Annotated in this window: 13 protein-coding genes and 1 pseudogene; 3 read left to right on the top strand and 11 right to left on the bottom strand. The window is 36.7% G+C overall.

All coding sequences use genetic code 11. The annotated features are described in order from the left end of the window. Positions 1–519: 519 nt before the first annotated feature. The 3 genes from ACEN4L_RS08635 to ACEN4L_RS08625 all read right to left on the bottom strand — a co-directional run bounded on the left by ACEN4L_RS08635 (position 520) and on the right by ACEN4L_RS08625 (position 2,853). Positions 520–1,485 (bottom strand): LacI family DNA-binding transcriptional regulator, encoded by a 966-nt coding sequence (locus tag ACEN4L_RS08635; protein ID WP_407096948.1) that lies wholly within the window; start codon positions 1,483–1,485, stop codon positions 520–522. Between the two features lie 160 nt (positions 1,486–1,645). Further along, on the bottom strand, positions 1,646–2,077 hold the full coding sequence (locus ACEN4L_RS08630; protein WP_407096957.1) for a Fur family transcriptional regulator: 432 nt from the start codon (positions 2,075–2,077) through the stop codon (positions 1,646–1,648). 113 nt (positions 2,078–2,190) lie between these two features. After that, positions 2,191–2,853, bottom strand: coding sequence for an NAD(P)H-hydrate epimerase (locus ACEN4L_RS08625; protein WP_407096947.1), 663 nt, complete (start codon positions 2,851–2,853; stop codon positions 2,191–2,193). 187 nt (positions 2,854–3,040) lie between these two features. On the opposite strand from ACEN4L_RS08625, the gene ACEN4L_RS08620 reads away from it, so the two are divergent. Together ACEN4L_RS08620 and ACEN4L_RS08615 are read left to right on the top strand one after the other, a co-directional pair. Continuing rightward, positions 3,041–4,333 carry a glutamate-1-semialdehyde 2,1-aminomutase gene (locus ACEN4L_RS08620; protein WP_407096946.1) on the top strand — a complete coding sequence of 431 codons (1,293 nt, stop codon included), beginning with the start codon at positions 3,041–3,043 and terminating at the stop codon, positions 4,331–4,333. A 120-nt stretch (positions 4,334–4,453) separates the two neighbouring features. Further along, complete coding sequence (locus tag ACEN4L_RS08615; protein ID WP_407096945.1) at positions 4,454–5,554, top strand: FUSC family protein; 1,101 nt, start codon at positions 4,454–4,456, stop codon at positions 5,552–5,554. Between the two features lie 62 nt (positions 5,555–5,616). Here ACEN4L_RS08615 and ACEN4L_RS08610 read toward each other — a convergent pair whose 3' ends face one another. From ACEN4L_RS08610 to ACEN4L_RS08575, 8 genes and pseudogenes are all read right to left on the bottom strand, one after another. Beyond that, the gene (locus ACEN4L_RS08610) at positions 5,617–6,468 is read right to left on the bottom strand and encodes an SGNH/GDSL hydrolase family protein (protein ID WP_407096944.1); all 852 of its coding nucleotides are present in this window, start codon (positions 6,466–6,468) and stop codon (positions 5,617–5,619) included. Between the two features lie 138 nt (positions 6,469–6,606). After that, positions 6,607–7,143, bottom strand: coding sequence for a DUF402 domain-containing protein (locus tag ACEN4L_RS08605; RefSeq protein WP_407096956.1), 537 nt, complete (start codon positions 7,141–7,143; stop codon positions 6,607–6,609). 182 nt (positions 7,144–7,325) lie between these two features. Beyond that, entirely contained in the window at positions 7,326–8,528 is a 1,203-nt protein-coding gene (gene mutY, locus ACEN4L_RS08600; protein ID WP_407096943.1) for an A/G-specific adenine glycosylase, read from the bottom strand. Further along, positions 8,525–9,370: a recombination regulator RecX gene (gene recX / locus ACEN4L_RS08595; RefSeq protein WP_407096942.1), complete on the bottom strand. Its 846-nt coding sequence runs from the start codon at positions 9,368–9,370 to the stop codon at positions 8,525–8,527. The genes mutY and recX overlap by 4 nt, the downstream gene beginning before the upstream one ends. A 155-nt stretch (positions 9,371–9,525) precedes the next feature. Beyond that, a pseudogene (locus tag ACEN4L_RS08590) lies at positions 9,526–11,285 on the bottom strand (glycoside hydrolase family 3 protein). Between the two features lie 169 nt (positions 11,286–11,454). Next, on the bottom strand, positions 11,455–12,030 hold the full coding sequence (locus ACEN4L_RS08585; protein ID WP_407096941.1) for a general stress protein: 576 nt from the start codon (positions 12,028–12,030) through the stop codon (positions 11,455–11,457). A gap of 25 nt (positions 12,031–12,055) precedes the next feature. Beyond that, on the bottom strand, positions 12,056–12,931 hold the full coding sequence (locus ACEN4L_RS08580) for an SDR family oxidoreductase (protein WP_407096940.1): 876 nt from the start codon (positions 12,929–12,931) through the stop codon (positions 12,056–12,058). 1,249 nt (positions 12,932–14,180) lie between these two features. Then, on the bottom strand, positions 14,181–15,053 hold the full coding sequence (locus tag ACEN4L_RS08575) for a general stress protein (protein ID WP_407096939.1): 873 nt from the start codon (positions 15,051–15,053) through the stop codon (positions 14,181–14,183). Between the two features lie 278 nt (positions 15,054–15,331). Here ACEN4L_RS08575 and ACEN4L_RS08570 point away from each other — a divergent pair, with 278 nt between their 5' ends. Next, positions 15,332–15,535, top strand: coding sequence for a hypothetical protein (locus ACEN4L_RS08570; RefSeq protein WP_407096938.1), 204 nt, complete (start codon positions 15,332–15,334; stop codon positions 15,533–15,535). The last annotated feature ends 1 nt before the right edge of the window (position 15,536 follow it).

Genomic DNA, 15,536 nt, shown 5'->3' with positions numbered 1-15,536 from the left:
ATCCACTGCTCACTTGACGAATAAACATCATCTCAAGGCTGACAGTACCAAGATAAGCTATGAATCTAGGGAATACATCGAATGGTATAACCCTATTCAATCAAAAGTAAAACTGGCTGGTTTGAGTTTGTCAACCAAAGTCAAACCGGCCAATTCGCTGCATAATAAAACTCTAACTTTTAGAGGTCCGCACCAATTTCTAGAAATGAGTTACCAAAAGGTTTAAAATAAAATAGTCATTTAGTGTTTATTACCCATGTTAAATATTGCAAAGCCATATAGAAGCGAAGAAAATAGGTGTTTTTACTAACTCACTTCGCTTCTATTCTTGGCAGGAGTGCTATTGAGTAACTATTGTCTGTTTATGAGCCATATTGTAAGGCAGACAAACTACACCTAAGTTTTTTAAATATAATATTATCCGTTGTTTTGATAAAAACCTGGCCTTTAACCAAAAAAAACAAGCCGAGGACATGATCCTCCAAACTTGTTTTCTCCATCAATCTACTATTCTGAAACTTACTTCTTTTTCGCCGCTGCTCGGGTAGATTCTCGTTCAACTAGAGTAGATTGAAAGAGCTGATTTCCTTGAGACTTCCCTTTTTCTGAAATCTTCTTTAAAATCATTTTCGCACAAGCTACTCCCATTTCGATAACCGGCTGCTTTACAGTCGTTAAACGCGGGTAAGCAATTTGGTCTAAAAATACTCCATCGTGACCTATTATCCCATAATCATCAGGAATATCGCCATTCCTTTTTAAAATGCCTCTTTCAATACCTAATGCTAAACGATCTGAACTGCAAATGAAAGCGGTATTCGGTTTAAACAAGCCCCAATTTTCTTCCATAAACTGCGCAGCAAGAGAAGAATGGTTCTTAAAACGAAAAATACGGGTATCTCTATCGTTCTCACTGAGAATTTTTTTGTATCCCGCCTCACGAGACTTTTCAAATTTTTCGTTAATGTCTATTCCTATGTAGACAATATCTTCATACCCTAAATCCAGCGCATATTGTGTAGCCATTTCTACACCTTTTTTATTATCGGTATCTATAAAATCATATCCACGGTCATTCTCACCAAATAAAACAACCGGTTTAGTTGCTCCGCTTATCCACTCATAATCTTTTTGACGTACACCTGTCATAATGTACCCATCACATAACCCGATATCAAAATTATTCTGTGTTACCAACTGCAATGAATATTGCTCCTCCTCTAAACCTTTGGCAATTCCAGTTAATAAGTTCATATAATAAGGCTCAGTCGTACTCATTTTTTCCAAAATAAAGAATTTAATTACCAAAGTCCGGTTATTTACTAATGCTTTAGCTGCTGTATGTGGCCGATAATTCAACTCTTTCATAGCTTGAATCACCAATGTTTTTAATTCATCTGTTACTTGTTCGGGATGATTGATGACTCGAGAAACAGTCATTTTTGAAACATTTGCTTTCTTTGCAACATCATTTAAAGTTGCCATACCGTGCTGTATCCCCTTTCATTCACAACTTTAACGTTACCTCATTTTTACGTTTATAGTGTTCATTATCCCTTTTATTTTCGCAAAAGACAACTGGAAAACAAAAATAGAAACCTCAGAACACTCATTCCGTTCAAGGTTTCTACATATTTTCAGTCTATCAAGATTCTAATTTTTGACATTCTGTACACAATCCATAAATTTCCAGCCTATGATTCGAAACTTTAAAACCTGTCAGTTCTGCGGTAACCTTTTCCACGTCTTCTAAACCAGGGTAATAAACATCTTCTACTTTTCCGCAGTTTTCACAAATGGCATGATAATGCTCTGTTGTTGCAAAATCAAATCTGCTTGAAGCATCTCCAAATTTCATTTCTTTTACAAATCCAATTTTTGTAAATAAACGCAAATTATTGTAAACAGTCGCTACGCTCATACTAGGAAATTTATCTGACAAGGCTTTATAAATTTCATCAGCAGTAGGATGATTATCATTTTCAATCAAATATTCTAAGACTCCATAGCGTTGTGGTGTGATGCGTATATGGTTAGCTTTTAATCTATCAATGGATTGAGCAACTCGTTGACTCATACCCATGGCTTTCCCTCCTATAACTTACATTAAAATCATTCTTAATTAATAATCCACTTCTTGTTATGATACCCATTATTTTTTGCAAATGCAACTAGAATTCAACATTGATGCTAAACTTTTCTCATTAAAATCTTCCGAACTGCTTTTTCAGGGTACCCAATATCACCAACCACTACTTCTCCAGCATATGACTTTCCATTTTCATTCGTAAGACCATACTTCATCAATCCAAATGTAATCGTGTAGTCTGCTTGAACTGCAGCACCTAACACTTCTCCATTCGTAGCTGATAATCCTGAAGGAACATCTACAGAAAAGACCACCCCTTTGTGCTGATTTATAAATCTTATCCAGTTTAAATATTCCCCTTTTACCGGCTTATTCAATCCGATACCGAACAAAGCATCAATAAGAACAGCATATTGACTAGTTTCCGGTACTGTTTTTGTAAAATAAGGCATGCCGATATTTTGAGCTATCTTCAATTGCTGCTTCATCTCGACAGATGATTTAGATACATTGCCAACTAAATAGACCGCAACTCTGTACCCTTTCAGAAACAACATTCGACCAACAGCTACACCATCAGCTCCGTTGTTTCCCATCCCACAAATTACAGCGATAGATTGTTTTGGATGAATATTTTTTTCTACACAGTCTTGCACATGCAATGCGGCTCTTTCCATTAATACCATTGAAGGAATACCGATTTTTTCAATCGTGTATTGGTCAATAGCCTTCATCTGGGGTCCCGTTACTATAAAATTAAACATACTATTATTTCTCCTTTTATTCTTTTTTTAGAGAATCATCTGCTCTTATTCAATGAAATCGTTTTCTTGTCCTTGCTTCATCTTTATTTTACATTAAACATTGAAAAAATGGTTCAATTCTCCTATGATTAAAGCATCAGATGTTAGCAGTTATAATATCTCTTATAGATTACTTAGGAGGAAAAGCATGATGTTAGACCATTCAATATCGAACCAAATCGGTTCAGAAGCAGAAAAAGTCATTGTAGGAGGAGTAAACAGTCCCAGCCGTTCTTATAAAGCAGTGGGCGGAGGATGTCCTGTAACAATGGAACGTGGAGACGGCGCTTATCTTTTTGATGTTGACGGCAACCGTTATATCGACTATTTAGCAGCGTACGGCCCTATCATTACTGGATTCAATCACCCACACGTGGTGGAAGCCGTTCAAAAAGCAGCAGAAACAGGTGTTTTATTCGGTACACCAACTAAACACGAAGTTAAATTTGCTCAAATGTTAACGGACGCGATTCCCTCAATGGACAAAGTGCGATTTACCAACTCTGGTACTGAAGCAGTGATGACAACGGTTCGTGTAGCAAGAGCTTACACTAATCGCGAATTGATTGTAAAATTCTCTGGTCAATACCATGGACATTTTGACTTAGTATTGGTCGAAGCTGGAAGTGGTCCTTCTACATTGGGAACCAACAGTTCTGGCGGAGTGACAAGCGGAACTTCAAGAGAAGTCATCACTGTTCCTTATAATGATGCCGAAGCCTATAGAGCTGTTATGGACAAATGGGGAAATCAAGTAGCGGCTGTTTTAGTCGAACCGATCGTAGGTAATTTTGGTATGGTTGCTCCAAAACCTGGTTTCTTAGAAGCTGTAAATGAAATCACTCATCAACACGGCGCTTTAGTCATTTATGATGAAGTTATCACAAATTTCCGTTTCCATTATGGAGCTGCACAAGATTTACTGGGCGTCATCCCTGATTTAACTGCCTTTGGTAAATCTATCGGCGGTGGACTTCCTATTGGTGCTTACGGTGGTCCTGTTGAAATCATGGACACTGTTGCTCCTCTTGGACCTGCTTATCAAGCTGGTACCATGGCAGGAAATCCTCTTTCGATGCAAGCAGGTATTGCTTGTTTAGAAGTTCTGCAAGAGCCGGGTATTTATGAAAGAATGGCTGATTTTGCTGAACAAATCAAAGATGCCCTTATAGCGGCTGGTGAGAAATACTCTATTCCAACAACCGTTAATCAAATCGGCGGCTCTTTACAAGTTTACTTCACTGACCATAAAGTAGAAGATTACAACGATGCGGTTGATACAGATACTGAATGCTATGGTAAGTTCTTTAAGGCTATGTTGGACGAAGGCATCAATTTAGCTCCAAGTAAATACGAAGCAATGTACATTACGATCATGCATACTCAAGAAGATATCGATGAAACAAAACGTGCTATAGATGCAGCTTTTTCAACTTTATAAAGATAGATTCCTTTGCTCCAATTATATTATTGCAATTACACCTTTGCAAAATGGTCTACCTTTGATATAATAGGTCAATTATAGGAAATGATTATAACGAAATGAAGGGACTCATTTTTAATGAAAATTGGTGCTCGTACGTTTAAAACCGGCCTTGCAGTTGCGCTTTCTTTGATGCTTCCTCCGCTTTTGGGTATTCCACAAGGCAGTATTTTAGCTGGTATTGCTGCTATTTTTGCTATGCAGCCTTCCCCTAAGCGTCAATGGGTGCAAGTACGAAATCGAATCTTAGGAAATACAATTGGCGGTATAGTAGCAGTTGTCTTTACACTGTTATTTGGAACACATTATGTGATCGTCGGATTTGCTTCAGCCATTTTAATTGCAATATTACATCAATTAAAATTTGATAATGTTATTGGGAACGCAGTGGTGACATTGATTGTCATTAGTTTTACCACAGCTGATTCATTCATTATTGCAGCTGCTTTACGAGTTTTGGCTACTATATTAGGAATTATTATTGGAACACTTGTAAACACACTGCTGTATCGTCCAAGATACGAAGAAAGGTTATTTCATTTAATGGATTACACCGCATCTGAGATCATGAAGTGGATACGGGCCAGCGTACGAAAAAATACACAATTTACCATTCTAAAAAAGGATTTAAAATTTATTCAGTCTGAAATCAAACGAATGGAAAATTATCTGTCGATGATGAAAGAAGAAAGTACTATTACACTTTCTAAAGAAAAAAATATTCGAAGACTTCGTAAAATGGCTGTGTACAGACAACTGATCAGAACAACTAACTCAGCGTTTGATTTAGCACAGACACTACACAGTTCAGAAAATGTGTTCAATCATTTCTCTTCTGATTTGCGCATCTTGATTCGCGAACGGTTAGAGGTTTTGTTGAGCGGTCATGAACAGATATTGTTAAAATTTAATGGACGTGTTGACCCTGAAGGCGTAAACTTTATTGCTTACAAGTCTTCCCTTCGAAAAGAATTTATGAGTACATTCTTTAATGAAGCGAAGATGGAGTCTTATATGCATGATGATTATGGAGAAAGCAATGCCGTTATTCATATCATGTCAGATATCCTAAGTTATGAAGAAAATCTCATCCTTCTCAATCGATTGGTTACCAGCTATAGACACTATGATTGGTCAAAAAGCGAAGAGATTGAAAATATTCGAAACATTGAACAATAAAAGCTTGATTCGGCAATCATTGCCGAATCAAGCTTTTTTAGGTGTATTTATTTTTATCCGCTTTACTGTATTCCTGAAGTCGTGTCAACAGGTACAATTAGCTGTTCCATAAACAGTTCAGACATTAATTCTTCACCTTGAGAATTTAATAAAGTGCCATCTTCTTGTAAAACAGTTGTTAATTCAATATTTTCTGCTGTGAGTCTTTCTGTATATGCCGCATGCAGATCAAACACGGGCATATTATTTTCTTCTGCTGCTTCTATGCCACTGTTCGTATATTGAACGTAATCCAACATACGAGAATTCAGACTATTTCCAGCGCTATTAGTTGGATGGGGCGAGACTAGTACTACTAAAGTATCCGGAAGAACTTCTTGAATTTGAGTAACGTTTCGTGTTAAATAATCTTTTGAATCCTCTAAACTAACGTCACGGACTTGGTCTCCCAACGCTGGTATCATAAAGAACACTACTGCAGCATTCGTTTCAGCTAACTCTTGAGCCTTATTTGTAATGTACAATTCATATGAATCGGTCTCAGATGCTGTAAGAAGTGTGCTTTTAACCTCCAGATTTAATTCAGTTTCTAGGGTATTTACCGTGTTTCCAGTCCAAGATTCTGTTTCTGGTAATTGTCCATAAAAAGCAATGGCTATTTCTTCATTCTGTGTTCCTATGTATTTCAAATAATCCAAAACGGATAACTGCTCACGTTTCTCTTCATAAGTCGCTGGATCAACAGTTTCAATAGTTCCTTCTTCATTGTCTGCTGTTTCTTCTTTTTCTGCTGCAGTTGAAGTAGCGTGTATCAATTCTTCTTGCTGTTTATCGGAATAACTATATCCTAAATAGACAACTGCTACAGTGAGAAAAAACAATAAGACAACCATTAAGATGCCTTTCTTTTTCACACTTTTTCACTCCTTAATTTTAATTTCAATTGTTATTATAGCATACAAAAACAGGTCACCATCACTAATTTCACGTTGACATGACCTGTTTCTATTTTTATCCCATTTTTGGAATACTCTCACAATCAGCAAAAAGACCTATTCTTTATGTGATAATTGGCGGTACCGTTCATACCAAATGTCCATGTAGGCCTGTGAAAAAGGACCTTTTCCTTCGTTGATCCAGTCCACAAGAATTTTCACATTTTCTTTTAGTATGTGATCAATATCTTCAGGATACTGCCATTTACGACTATGGTCTTCATACTCATCTACATCCAACAACCGTTTCTCGCCGTCTGGAAATACTTTGATATCTAAATCATAATCAATATATTTTAACCCTTCTTCATCAACAAGAGCTGGTGAGGCAAGGTTGCAATAATAAGATACTCCATTGTCACGGATCATTGCGATGATGTTGAACCAGTATTTTTTATGAAAATAAAGAATAGCAGGTTCTCTAGTTACCCATCTTCTACCATCTGCTTCCGTTACTAAAGTATGGTCGTTGCATCCAATCAAAGATTGATTACTGGTTTTTAGTACCATAGTATCTCGCCACGTGCGATGTAAACTGCCGTCGTGTTTATAGCTTTGGATTGTGATGTACTCTCCTTCTTTTGGATGATGCATCGCTAACCCAACTTTCTTTATCTCAAATAACTTAGATGAGATTTTTACTTTACCACGAGTATGAAAACACACTCGAATCATTAAATAGTATACCATAACCTTTTTAATAAAGTAAAAAAAACGTTGGATAAACAAACTTTTTTATTTGCTGACATTTCACCGTAGTCATGTCAGCTGAGTGCCTAATTTTTTTCAAATCTCTTCTTATAAGCTGCCCACATTTTCATTTGCGGTCCTGGAAAAGTGTATTGGTCAAAATCTTCTGGATTTACCCAAGAACAGTTTTCTGGTAGAGAATTGTCCGGTATGGTATTTATTTGCTGCCCATAATACAACGCCATATGCCATTTAAGATGGCTGAAGATATGGACCTCTCCTGCAAATGGTTCTTTTATCAGTACAGGTTCCAACCTATATTTCTCTGCTAGCTCTTGTGTTACATCTAACGTATGCTGTTTTACTTTTTCAGCATCCTCTAGTTTGACCAGCTTACCACGCACAAAAAAGTCGCTTAAGCTTTTTTCTTCAATCAATGGAAAAGTCCACATATTAGCCAATAAACCATTTGCAGGGCGTTTTTCCAACAGAAATTCTCCTTTAGCATTTTGAATGATCATTCCTGCATAATAAAGCGGTTTAGCTTTTTTCTTTTTACTCTTAACTGGATATTTCTCCCATGTTCTATTGATATAGGATTGATTAAACTCTTTCACCGGACTATTTTCTGGATGGTAATTCTTAGGCGTACAAATAGTGGCCCCCAGATCCATTAATGCTTGGTTGAAGTCGCCTGGTTTATAAGGGTCGATGATTTCTCTTAAGATATCTTCAAATATTTTTCGATTGGCGGGAACAGCAATATCTGCATCAATTTCAAATAAACGACTCAAGATCCGCATGATATTCCCATCCACAGCGGGCTCTGGCAGTCCGAAAGCCATACTGGATATGGCTCCAGTTGTATAGGGACCAATCCCTTTTAATTTGATAATTTCTTTAGGGTCATTTGGCATTTTCCCATCATAGTCTTCCATAATCTGAATAGCCGCTTTCTGCATGTTTCGAACACGCGAATAATATCCCAATCCTTCCCATGCTTTCAATAGAGTATCTTCTTCTGCGTTGGCTAAAGCTTCAATCGAAGGAAAAGTACGCATGAAATTTAAATAATAGGGGATGACAGTATCGACCCGCGTTTGCTGCAGCATAATTTCAGATACCCAAATACGGTATGGATCATTATTTTTTCTCCATGGCAGATCTCGCTTTTCAATATCATACCAACTCAGTAAAGTTGCTCGGAATCGCTCGATTCTCTCTTCTGACCACATTTTTATCCCATCAATCACTCTTGCTTCATGGTTGTTAACTGCTAACTTATTCATTCGTCTTCTAATTCCTTTTCTTCTATAAATTGATTGATCAAATCACCATTGAAACCTTTTTGGTAAAGACTAGCTTTGACCTTTTGAATTTTTTTACTTCCTTCAAGTTTAGATTGTTTTCGCCAAATTTTCTCACCTTGTTTTTTCAGCGCTTCGTATTCATCGTCTTCATCTTTTTCAGTATCCACTTGATTTAATATTTCGGTTATTTCATCATTGTTAAACCCTTTTTGCATCAGACCTTGTCTGACTTTGTTAGTTGTCTCTTTAGAAGAACTTCGCTTTGTCCGTTTAAGGACTTTTTTAGCAGCTGCTATCCCGTTTTCAACTCTTTGATCCATAGGGTATTCCAGCAAAGCTTGCTCAATGACCGTTTCTTTTATACCTCGCTTTTTCAATTCTTGACGGATATTGTATGGACCTTTTCCATTTAGATTAGCCGCCGTTCTTGTGTAGCTTTCCGCATAAGTGAGATCATCAATGTACTTCATTTCTTTCAATTTTTCAATCACGTTTATAGCTGTTTCTAAACTAAATTCATGTTTGACTAGGTCATCTCGTACTTCTTTTTCTGACCGCAATGAATAACTCAAATAGTTCACTGCACGAGAAAATGCCTTACTGAAATTATCTTCCTGTTCCAGTTGTTGTTGGAACTCTTTCGTGACTTCCATTCCTTTAAACAGAACATGTTTGACTAATACTGCTTCGTCTACTGGGAATGCATATTCTTCATCTAAATAAATGTTGTATCTGCCTTTACGTTTTTGTGTTTCTATTTTAGTAATTTTAGGGACAGATTTATTTGAATTTGATGGTTGCTCATTTGGTATCAATACCAAAGCCCCCACCTCCTAGCTCTTATTTATTTCTCTTATAATAGCGTACCTCAAACAAACGTTCGAATCAATGATTTTCATTCTAAAAAAAGTCCTTTTATCTAAAAAAAACTGCTCATCCAGGAAAGTCTTTTCTTGGATGAGCAGTTGGTTGCTCTCTAATATTTTGTGTCTTCGAATCCACAGAATGCGTCTACTGGAGATACGCCTTTGAATTCAGAACGACCTAACATTTTGTCGACTAAAGCTTTCATTGTAAATTCCTTACTGTCATAAGCATTGATGTATGTTTGTACTTGAGGCACATCAGCCAAATGGAATGGAGATTGCAATGAAACAAAGATTGTTGGTACTTCACGTACATAAAATGGAATGTCTGGAGTACCTTTTGATGCTGGCCATTGAATACGTTGGTCAGTATTTGGATTAACAACAGCTAAATTAATGATCAAGTCATAATTTTCTGTTAATTCAGAAATCGGACGTTTTTGTGCGTATACATTTGCTAACGCTGCTTTTCTCTCTTCTTCAGGCATCTTCATAATTTTTTCTTCAGCAGATTCCCAAATCGTTACTTCGAATCCTTCCGCTTCAAGCATTTCTTTCATTTTATCAGATGGCTTACCAGAATCACCGATCATAGCACCAAACCCACCTTGAGTCCCTTTAACGTCTACCAACAACACACGTTTGTGCGAGTTTGGAGAAACCGGGAAGATGTTTTCGTTGTTTTTAACCAATGTAATGGCTTGGTCAGCAACTTCTTCAGCGATTTTTTTATTTTCTGGAAGACCGATTTTTGCCATTGCTTCTTCTTTAGTAGGAAGCAATGCTGTTTTGGCTTTTTTGTGCAAACCTAGAGCAGCTTTTGTTCCTAAAATACGAGTCAACGCTTCTTGTAAACGATCTTCAGTGATCACGCCGTTTTTGTATCCATCCATCATCCATTGGAAATCTTCATCTGGATCATTAAAGAACAAGAACAAGTCAGAACCTGCAGCAATAGAAGCTGGAAGCATATCTTTACGTTTCATAGCACCAGTTAAAGCAACCATGTGACTTGCATCCGTAACAACTAATCCATTGAAATCCATTTTATCTCTTAACAAATCAGTTAAAATATATTTATTGATGGTTGCTGGAAGTGTTGCTTCTTGAACAGTTGCATCAGGTTTGAAGTGACGTACATAAGAAGGTAATGAAATGTGACCAGCCATGATAGACGGTAAACCAGCATCAAATAAAGAGCTGTAAACTTTACCAAATGTTTGATCCCATTCTTCTACAGAATAGTGGTTAGGTGCAAATGATAAATGTTGGTCACGTTCATCTATTCCATCCCCGGGGAAATGTTTTGCAGCTGGTGCAATCCCACTTTCTTGAATTCCTCTCATATACTCTAAAGACAAATCAATCGTTTGATCCACATCTGCACCCAAGTACGAGTTGAGATGATTGGGTTACGCCAGTTGCGTAAAAGGTCAACGATTGGAGCAAAACTCCAGTTACATCCGATAGATGCTGCTTCAACTCCTGAAACACATCCCATTTCATAGGCATATTTAGGGTCGTTTGTAGCAGCGATTTTCACTTCATGACCAATGTATGTTCCATCAGTACAAGCACCATTTCCACCTGCTTCAGTGTTTGCTGCAATCAACAAGGGAATTTTACTGTTTTCTTGCAAAATACGGTTTTGTTCGTATACTTCTTCTGCTGTACCTGGGTTATAGCGAACAGCTGCAATATGATAATCGTTTATTATACCTGTTAAATATTCTTCTGTACGGCTTGAACCCATATTGATAAATAACTGCCCAATTTTTTCCTCGTCCGTCATACTTGAAATAGTGTTTTCAACCCAGTCGATAGATTCAGCATCTAAATTATAAGGTTTGGCAGTTAAATCTACTTTCATTATTCATTCTCCCTTCAATTTGTAAAACGTTTTCTATTTCATTATAGAAGAAATTTCAGGATATCACAATACAAAACAGAGTTTTATTATACATTTTTTTTTGCTTTATGATATATAAAAAGCTTGTTGGGCAGTAACTGCCCAACAAGCTAAATAAAAACACTCAGTTTTAATTATCGTTTAGCGTCTCTTTATTAGGATCATCCTCCACTATTCCATATATTGGACCTCTGTCTACTGAACCATCTAATAAAGGATCTTCTTCATTTCCTACGATCGTTTCTTGTTCAGGTCTGATTTTTTTAGCTTCTTTGACTTCTGGGGTCTGGTCATCAGAAGAGCTCTCATCTCTTGCTTCAACAACCGCATCAGCTATGCTCGTTACCGGATTGTTCAGACTATCGTTCAAAATTTTATCTTCTTCAACAATAATAATGTATTTTCCACTTGTTAAGTCCTCTTCAAATTTAACTGCATCATGCATTTCAATTCCATATTGTTCTAAAGTGGCTTCCTCATTTGAAGCAGAGAACATACTTTTGAATCGATTCCATGTTGATTTGTCTTCTACCGTCGCTACTTTATCTACTTGTACCGAAGTCAGCTCTTCTAAATTTTCCCGATTTCTCTGATTTGTGATGATAGTAATATCTCCCGATAAATAGTAACTTTCGTTCAATAACCGCCGCACTGCTTGTATGGTTTCTTCTATTGAAGTGTATGAACCTTCTATTCTTTTTCCCATAACCATCCTCCTTGCGTTCCTTTAATTAGCTAGTGGTAAATTCTCCCCCATCTACATGTAACACTTGTCCGGATACATAACTTGAATCGGAACAAGCTAAGTATACATAAGCTCCTGCTAATTCATAGGCTTTGCCAGGTCTGCCGAAAGGACCACTTTTACCCCAAGTTTTTAATTTTTCTTCATCAAATGTAGCAGGAATCATTGGTGTCATAATTGGACCTGGAGCTACTCCATTTACTCGAATTTCTTTCTCTAGGATTTCAGGATGTTGTGATAGTGATCTGGTAAAACTGACTATTGCCCCATTTGTAGCTGAGTAATCAAGGAAAAGAGGATTTCCTTGATAAGCTGTAATAGAAGCGGTGTTGATAATGGATCCTCCTTTTGGCATATGAGGATAAACAGCTTTTACAAAATAATACATGCTGTATACATTAGTACGGAATGTCCGATCAATTTGTTCAGCCGTTACATCTTGCAGTTTTTCTTGAACATGCTGTTCACCTGCATGATTGACATGAACATCTATTTGCCCCCAAGCATCTGCTACTTGTTTTACAACATCTTTTGCGAATTCTTCATTTCCTACATCACCTTTAAAGGCTAACGCCTGTACCCCAATTTCTTCCAAACGATTTTTGGTTTTGTCAGCATCCTCATCGTTTTCGTAATAAACGATCGCCACATTTGCGCCTTCTTTTGCAAATGCAATCGCTGTGGCTTGGCCAATACCGCTGTCGCCACCCGTTACAATCGTATTTTTCCCCTTTAACTTTTCTGCGGGTTTATAGTTTGGGTCCTCGACTTCAATTTCTTGTGGAACATCTGCCGTAGCGTCACTCATCAGATAATCTTTTTTTGGCTCTTGAGATCTTAGCTCATCATTTGACATATTCATTTCCAACCTCTCTAACTTTAATGGATGTTTCTTTTTAATGAATGCATTTTCAAATCTATTCACCATAAAGATATCAAAAAGAAGGGTTAGATACAAAAAAGACGCTCGAAAATAAGGATTCTACACTATTTGATGTTGGTAAGTAGAAAATACATTTTTTCAACTCTAAACCGATTAGAAACTCATTTTCTAGAAATTTATGGAGGAATATCGGGTTGCATAGCCATGAAGAAAGATGCAAGTCTTGAGCCACGGTTTAAACATCAAGGCTAATACCGCCTTGATGAAAAACACACTTTGAACATCAAGGCTAATACTTCCTTGATGAAAAATCCACTTTGAACATCAAGGCTAATACTTCCTTGATGAATAACACGCTTTGAACATCAAGGCTAATACTTCCTTGATGAATAACACGCTTTGAACATCAAGGCTAATACTTCCTTGATGAAAAACGCACTTTGAACATCAAGGCTAATACTTCCTTGATGAAAAATTCGCTTTAAACATCAAGGCTAATACTTCCTTGATGAAAAATTCGCTTTAAACATCAAGGCTAATACTTCCTTGATGAAAAACGCACTTTGAACATCAAGGATAAAACTGCCTTGATGAAAAACGCACTTTGAACATCAAGGCTAATACTTCCTTGATGAAAAATTTGCTTTAAACATCAAGGCTAATACTTCCTTGATGAAAAATTCGCTTTAAACATCAAGGCTAATACTTCCTTGATGAAAAATTCGCTTTAAACATCAAGGCTAATACTGCCTTGATGAAAAACGCACTTTGAACATCAAGGATAAAACTGCCTTGATGAAAAATACGCTTTAAACATCAAGGCTAATACTTCCTTGATGAAAAATACGCTTTGAACATCAAGGCTAATACTGCCTTGATGAAAAACGCGCTTTAAACATCAAGGCTAATACTTCCTTGATGAAAAATTCCGTTTAAACATTAAGAACAAAATTAGCCGGCTTGATTCGGTTAAATAACAAACTTAAATCAACCAATAAGCTGCATAATAAAATCTCTACCTTTTAGGAGTCAGCACCAAGGTGTTCACATGATTTTCCATCAGCAGCCCCATAGGTCGGAGGAAATTTCTTTACCAACATTAGAAGATGAAGAACCAAAATAAGGTACAGAATCTCTCCATAAGATAAAAAAAAGAAGCTAGAACATTTTGGTTCTAGCTTCCCGTTTGCTTTATATAGTTAACTGTATATATTTTTAAACGATTCTTTTAGTTCTTTCTTTCGTCATCTTCGATCGTTTTGCCGCCAGCATCTTGGTACTCATCGTTGTAATAAGCATCACTTTCTGGTTGTTCTGTGTTTTCTGAAGGTGATTTTTCTTCTTTTTCTTCTGCATTTAAAGGTGATAGTGCGGGTTTTTCAGTAGATCCTTCAGTATAGCCGGTATTTACTTTATCAGGATATTCATGCGTTCCTTCATCTAAAGTAACGCTTGTTTCATCGCCTGTTAATTGCGGTGCTTGTTCATCATCCAAACGATTATTATTTTCATTGTTATTCATAATATCCGACTCCTCACCTTTATTATCTTTTAATGCATCGTCAAAGTGTTTATCTTCTCGAGAAGATTGAGCTTTGCTGGGATCAAAAGTCTCCTTGTCGCCAGGAGCAGGCTCATATTCTTCTTTCATTTCTTCTCTAGTGTTTTCTAATGACTCATCCTGGTGATTGGAGACTTTTTTGATGTCACTAGATCCATTATCTTCAGCAACATCTTTGATATTTTTTGGCACTTCTTTATTGACCAATATTAGAATCTCGCCATTTCTCAATGCTTCATTATGCCTTTGAGCTTCTGCATCCTCAACACCATATTCAGTCAGTGGACTATGAGACTCATCTACATCATAATTGCCAAAGCTCAACATCTCTTTAGCTTTATCCCAGAAAGACAATCCTTCGTTCGGATCAACTGCATCAACTTCAATTAATGACATATCATCTAATTCTTTTTGATGATTAGAGTTGTTATCTGTAATAACAACAATTTCCTCTCCCTTGTATCCTTCATTCAACAATCTTTCTACTGCTGCTAATACTTCTTTTGAGCTTTGATAGGTTCCTTCTATTTTTCTTTGCATGCTTCTCACGCTCCAATTTATTTTAGAAACTAGTTGATTGTTTGATCATAAAACAGTTGTCCTATTTTCAAAATAATCATATCAAAAACCTTTAGTCTGTTCAAAGAAGATGACTTACAACACCAATACAAGTTGCATCTCTGTTCAGTGTGGAGGACGCCCTTTTTATTTTTTTATCTTGGAAAGAATAGGTAGTAACACATCTTTTTACTTTTGCGTTATTAAAAATGTAAGCAGTCATGACAACCTTACAACACTAATTAAAGGAGGAAGACCACATGCAAAAAGAATGGAGCAAAGGAGCTATCGAAGTCTATTTTGAAGATATTGAGAACGAGGATTTTATTCGTCGAAGCTACCCAAATATTATTGCAGATGTAAATGAATCTCAAGTAGCTGAATTTACAGATGCTATCGAATCTTTGTCTGAATTACCGCTAGGACATACAGTAATTGTAGAAGAGTATAAATATACTCGCTAAA

This window comes from Desemzia sp. FAM 23988 (assembly GCF_045528365.1).
Classification (GTDB): Bacteria; Bacillota; Bacilli; order Lactobacillales; family Carnobacteriaceae; genus Desemzia.
The sequence above is the reverse complement of the archived record's forward strand: the minus strand, read 5'-3'. Positions and strand labels throughout refer to the sequence as shown.

Coding starts and splice junctions, on each gene's coding strand:
- ACEN4L_RS08635 (WP_407096948.1), bottom strand. CDS start 1,485: ATGGCAACTTTAAATGATGTTGCAAAGAAAGCAAATGTTTCAAAAATG.
- ACEN4L_RS08630 (WP_407096957.1), bottom strand. CDS start 2,077: ATGAGTCAACGAGTTGCTCAATCCATTGATAGATTAAAAGCTAACCAT.
- ACEN4L_RS08625 (WP_407096947.1), bottom strand. CDS start 2,853: ATGTTTAATTTTATAGTAACGGGACCCCAGATGAAGGCTATTGACCAA.
- ACEN4L_RS08620 (WP_407096946.1), top strand. CDS start 3,041: ATGATGTTAGACCATTCAATATCGAACCAAATCGGTTCAGAAGCAGAA.
- ACEN4L_RS08615 (WP_407096945.1), top strand. CDS start 4,454: ATGAAAATTGGTGCTCGTACGTTTAAAACCGGCCTTGCAGTTGCGCTT.
- ACEN4L_RS08605 (WP_407096956.1), bottom strand. CDS start 7,143: ATGCATCATCCAAAAGAAGGAGAGTACATCACAATCCAAAGCTATAAA.
- mutY (WP_407096943.1), bottom strand. CDS start 8,528: ATGAATAAGTTAGCAGTTAACAACCATGAAGCAAGAGTGATTGATGGG.
- ACEN4L_RS08585 (WP_407096941.1), bottom strand. CDS start 12,030: ATGGGAAAAAGAATAGAAGGTTCATACACTTCAATAGAAGAAACCATA.
- ACEN4L_RS08580 (WP_407096940.1), bottom strand. CDS start 12,931: ATGAATATGTCAAATGATGAGCTAAGATCTCAAGAGCCAAAAAAAGAT.
- ACEN4L_RS08575 (WP_407096939.1), bottom strand. CDS start 15,053: ATGCAAAGAAAAATAGAAGGAACCTATCAAAGCTCAAAAGAAGTATTA.
- ACEN4L_RS08570 (WP_407096938.1), top strand. CDS start 15,332: ATGCAAAAAGAATGGAGCAAAGGAGCTATCGAAGTCTATTTTGAAGAT.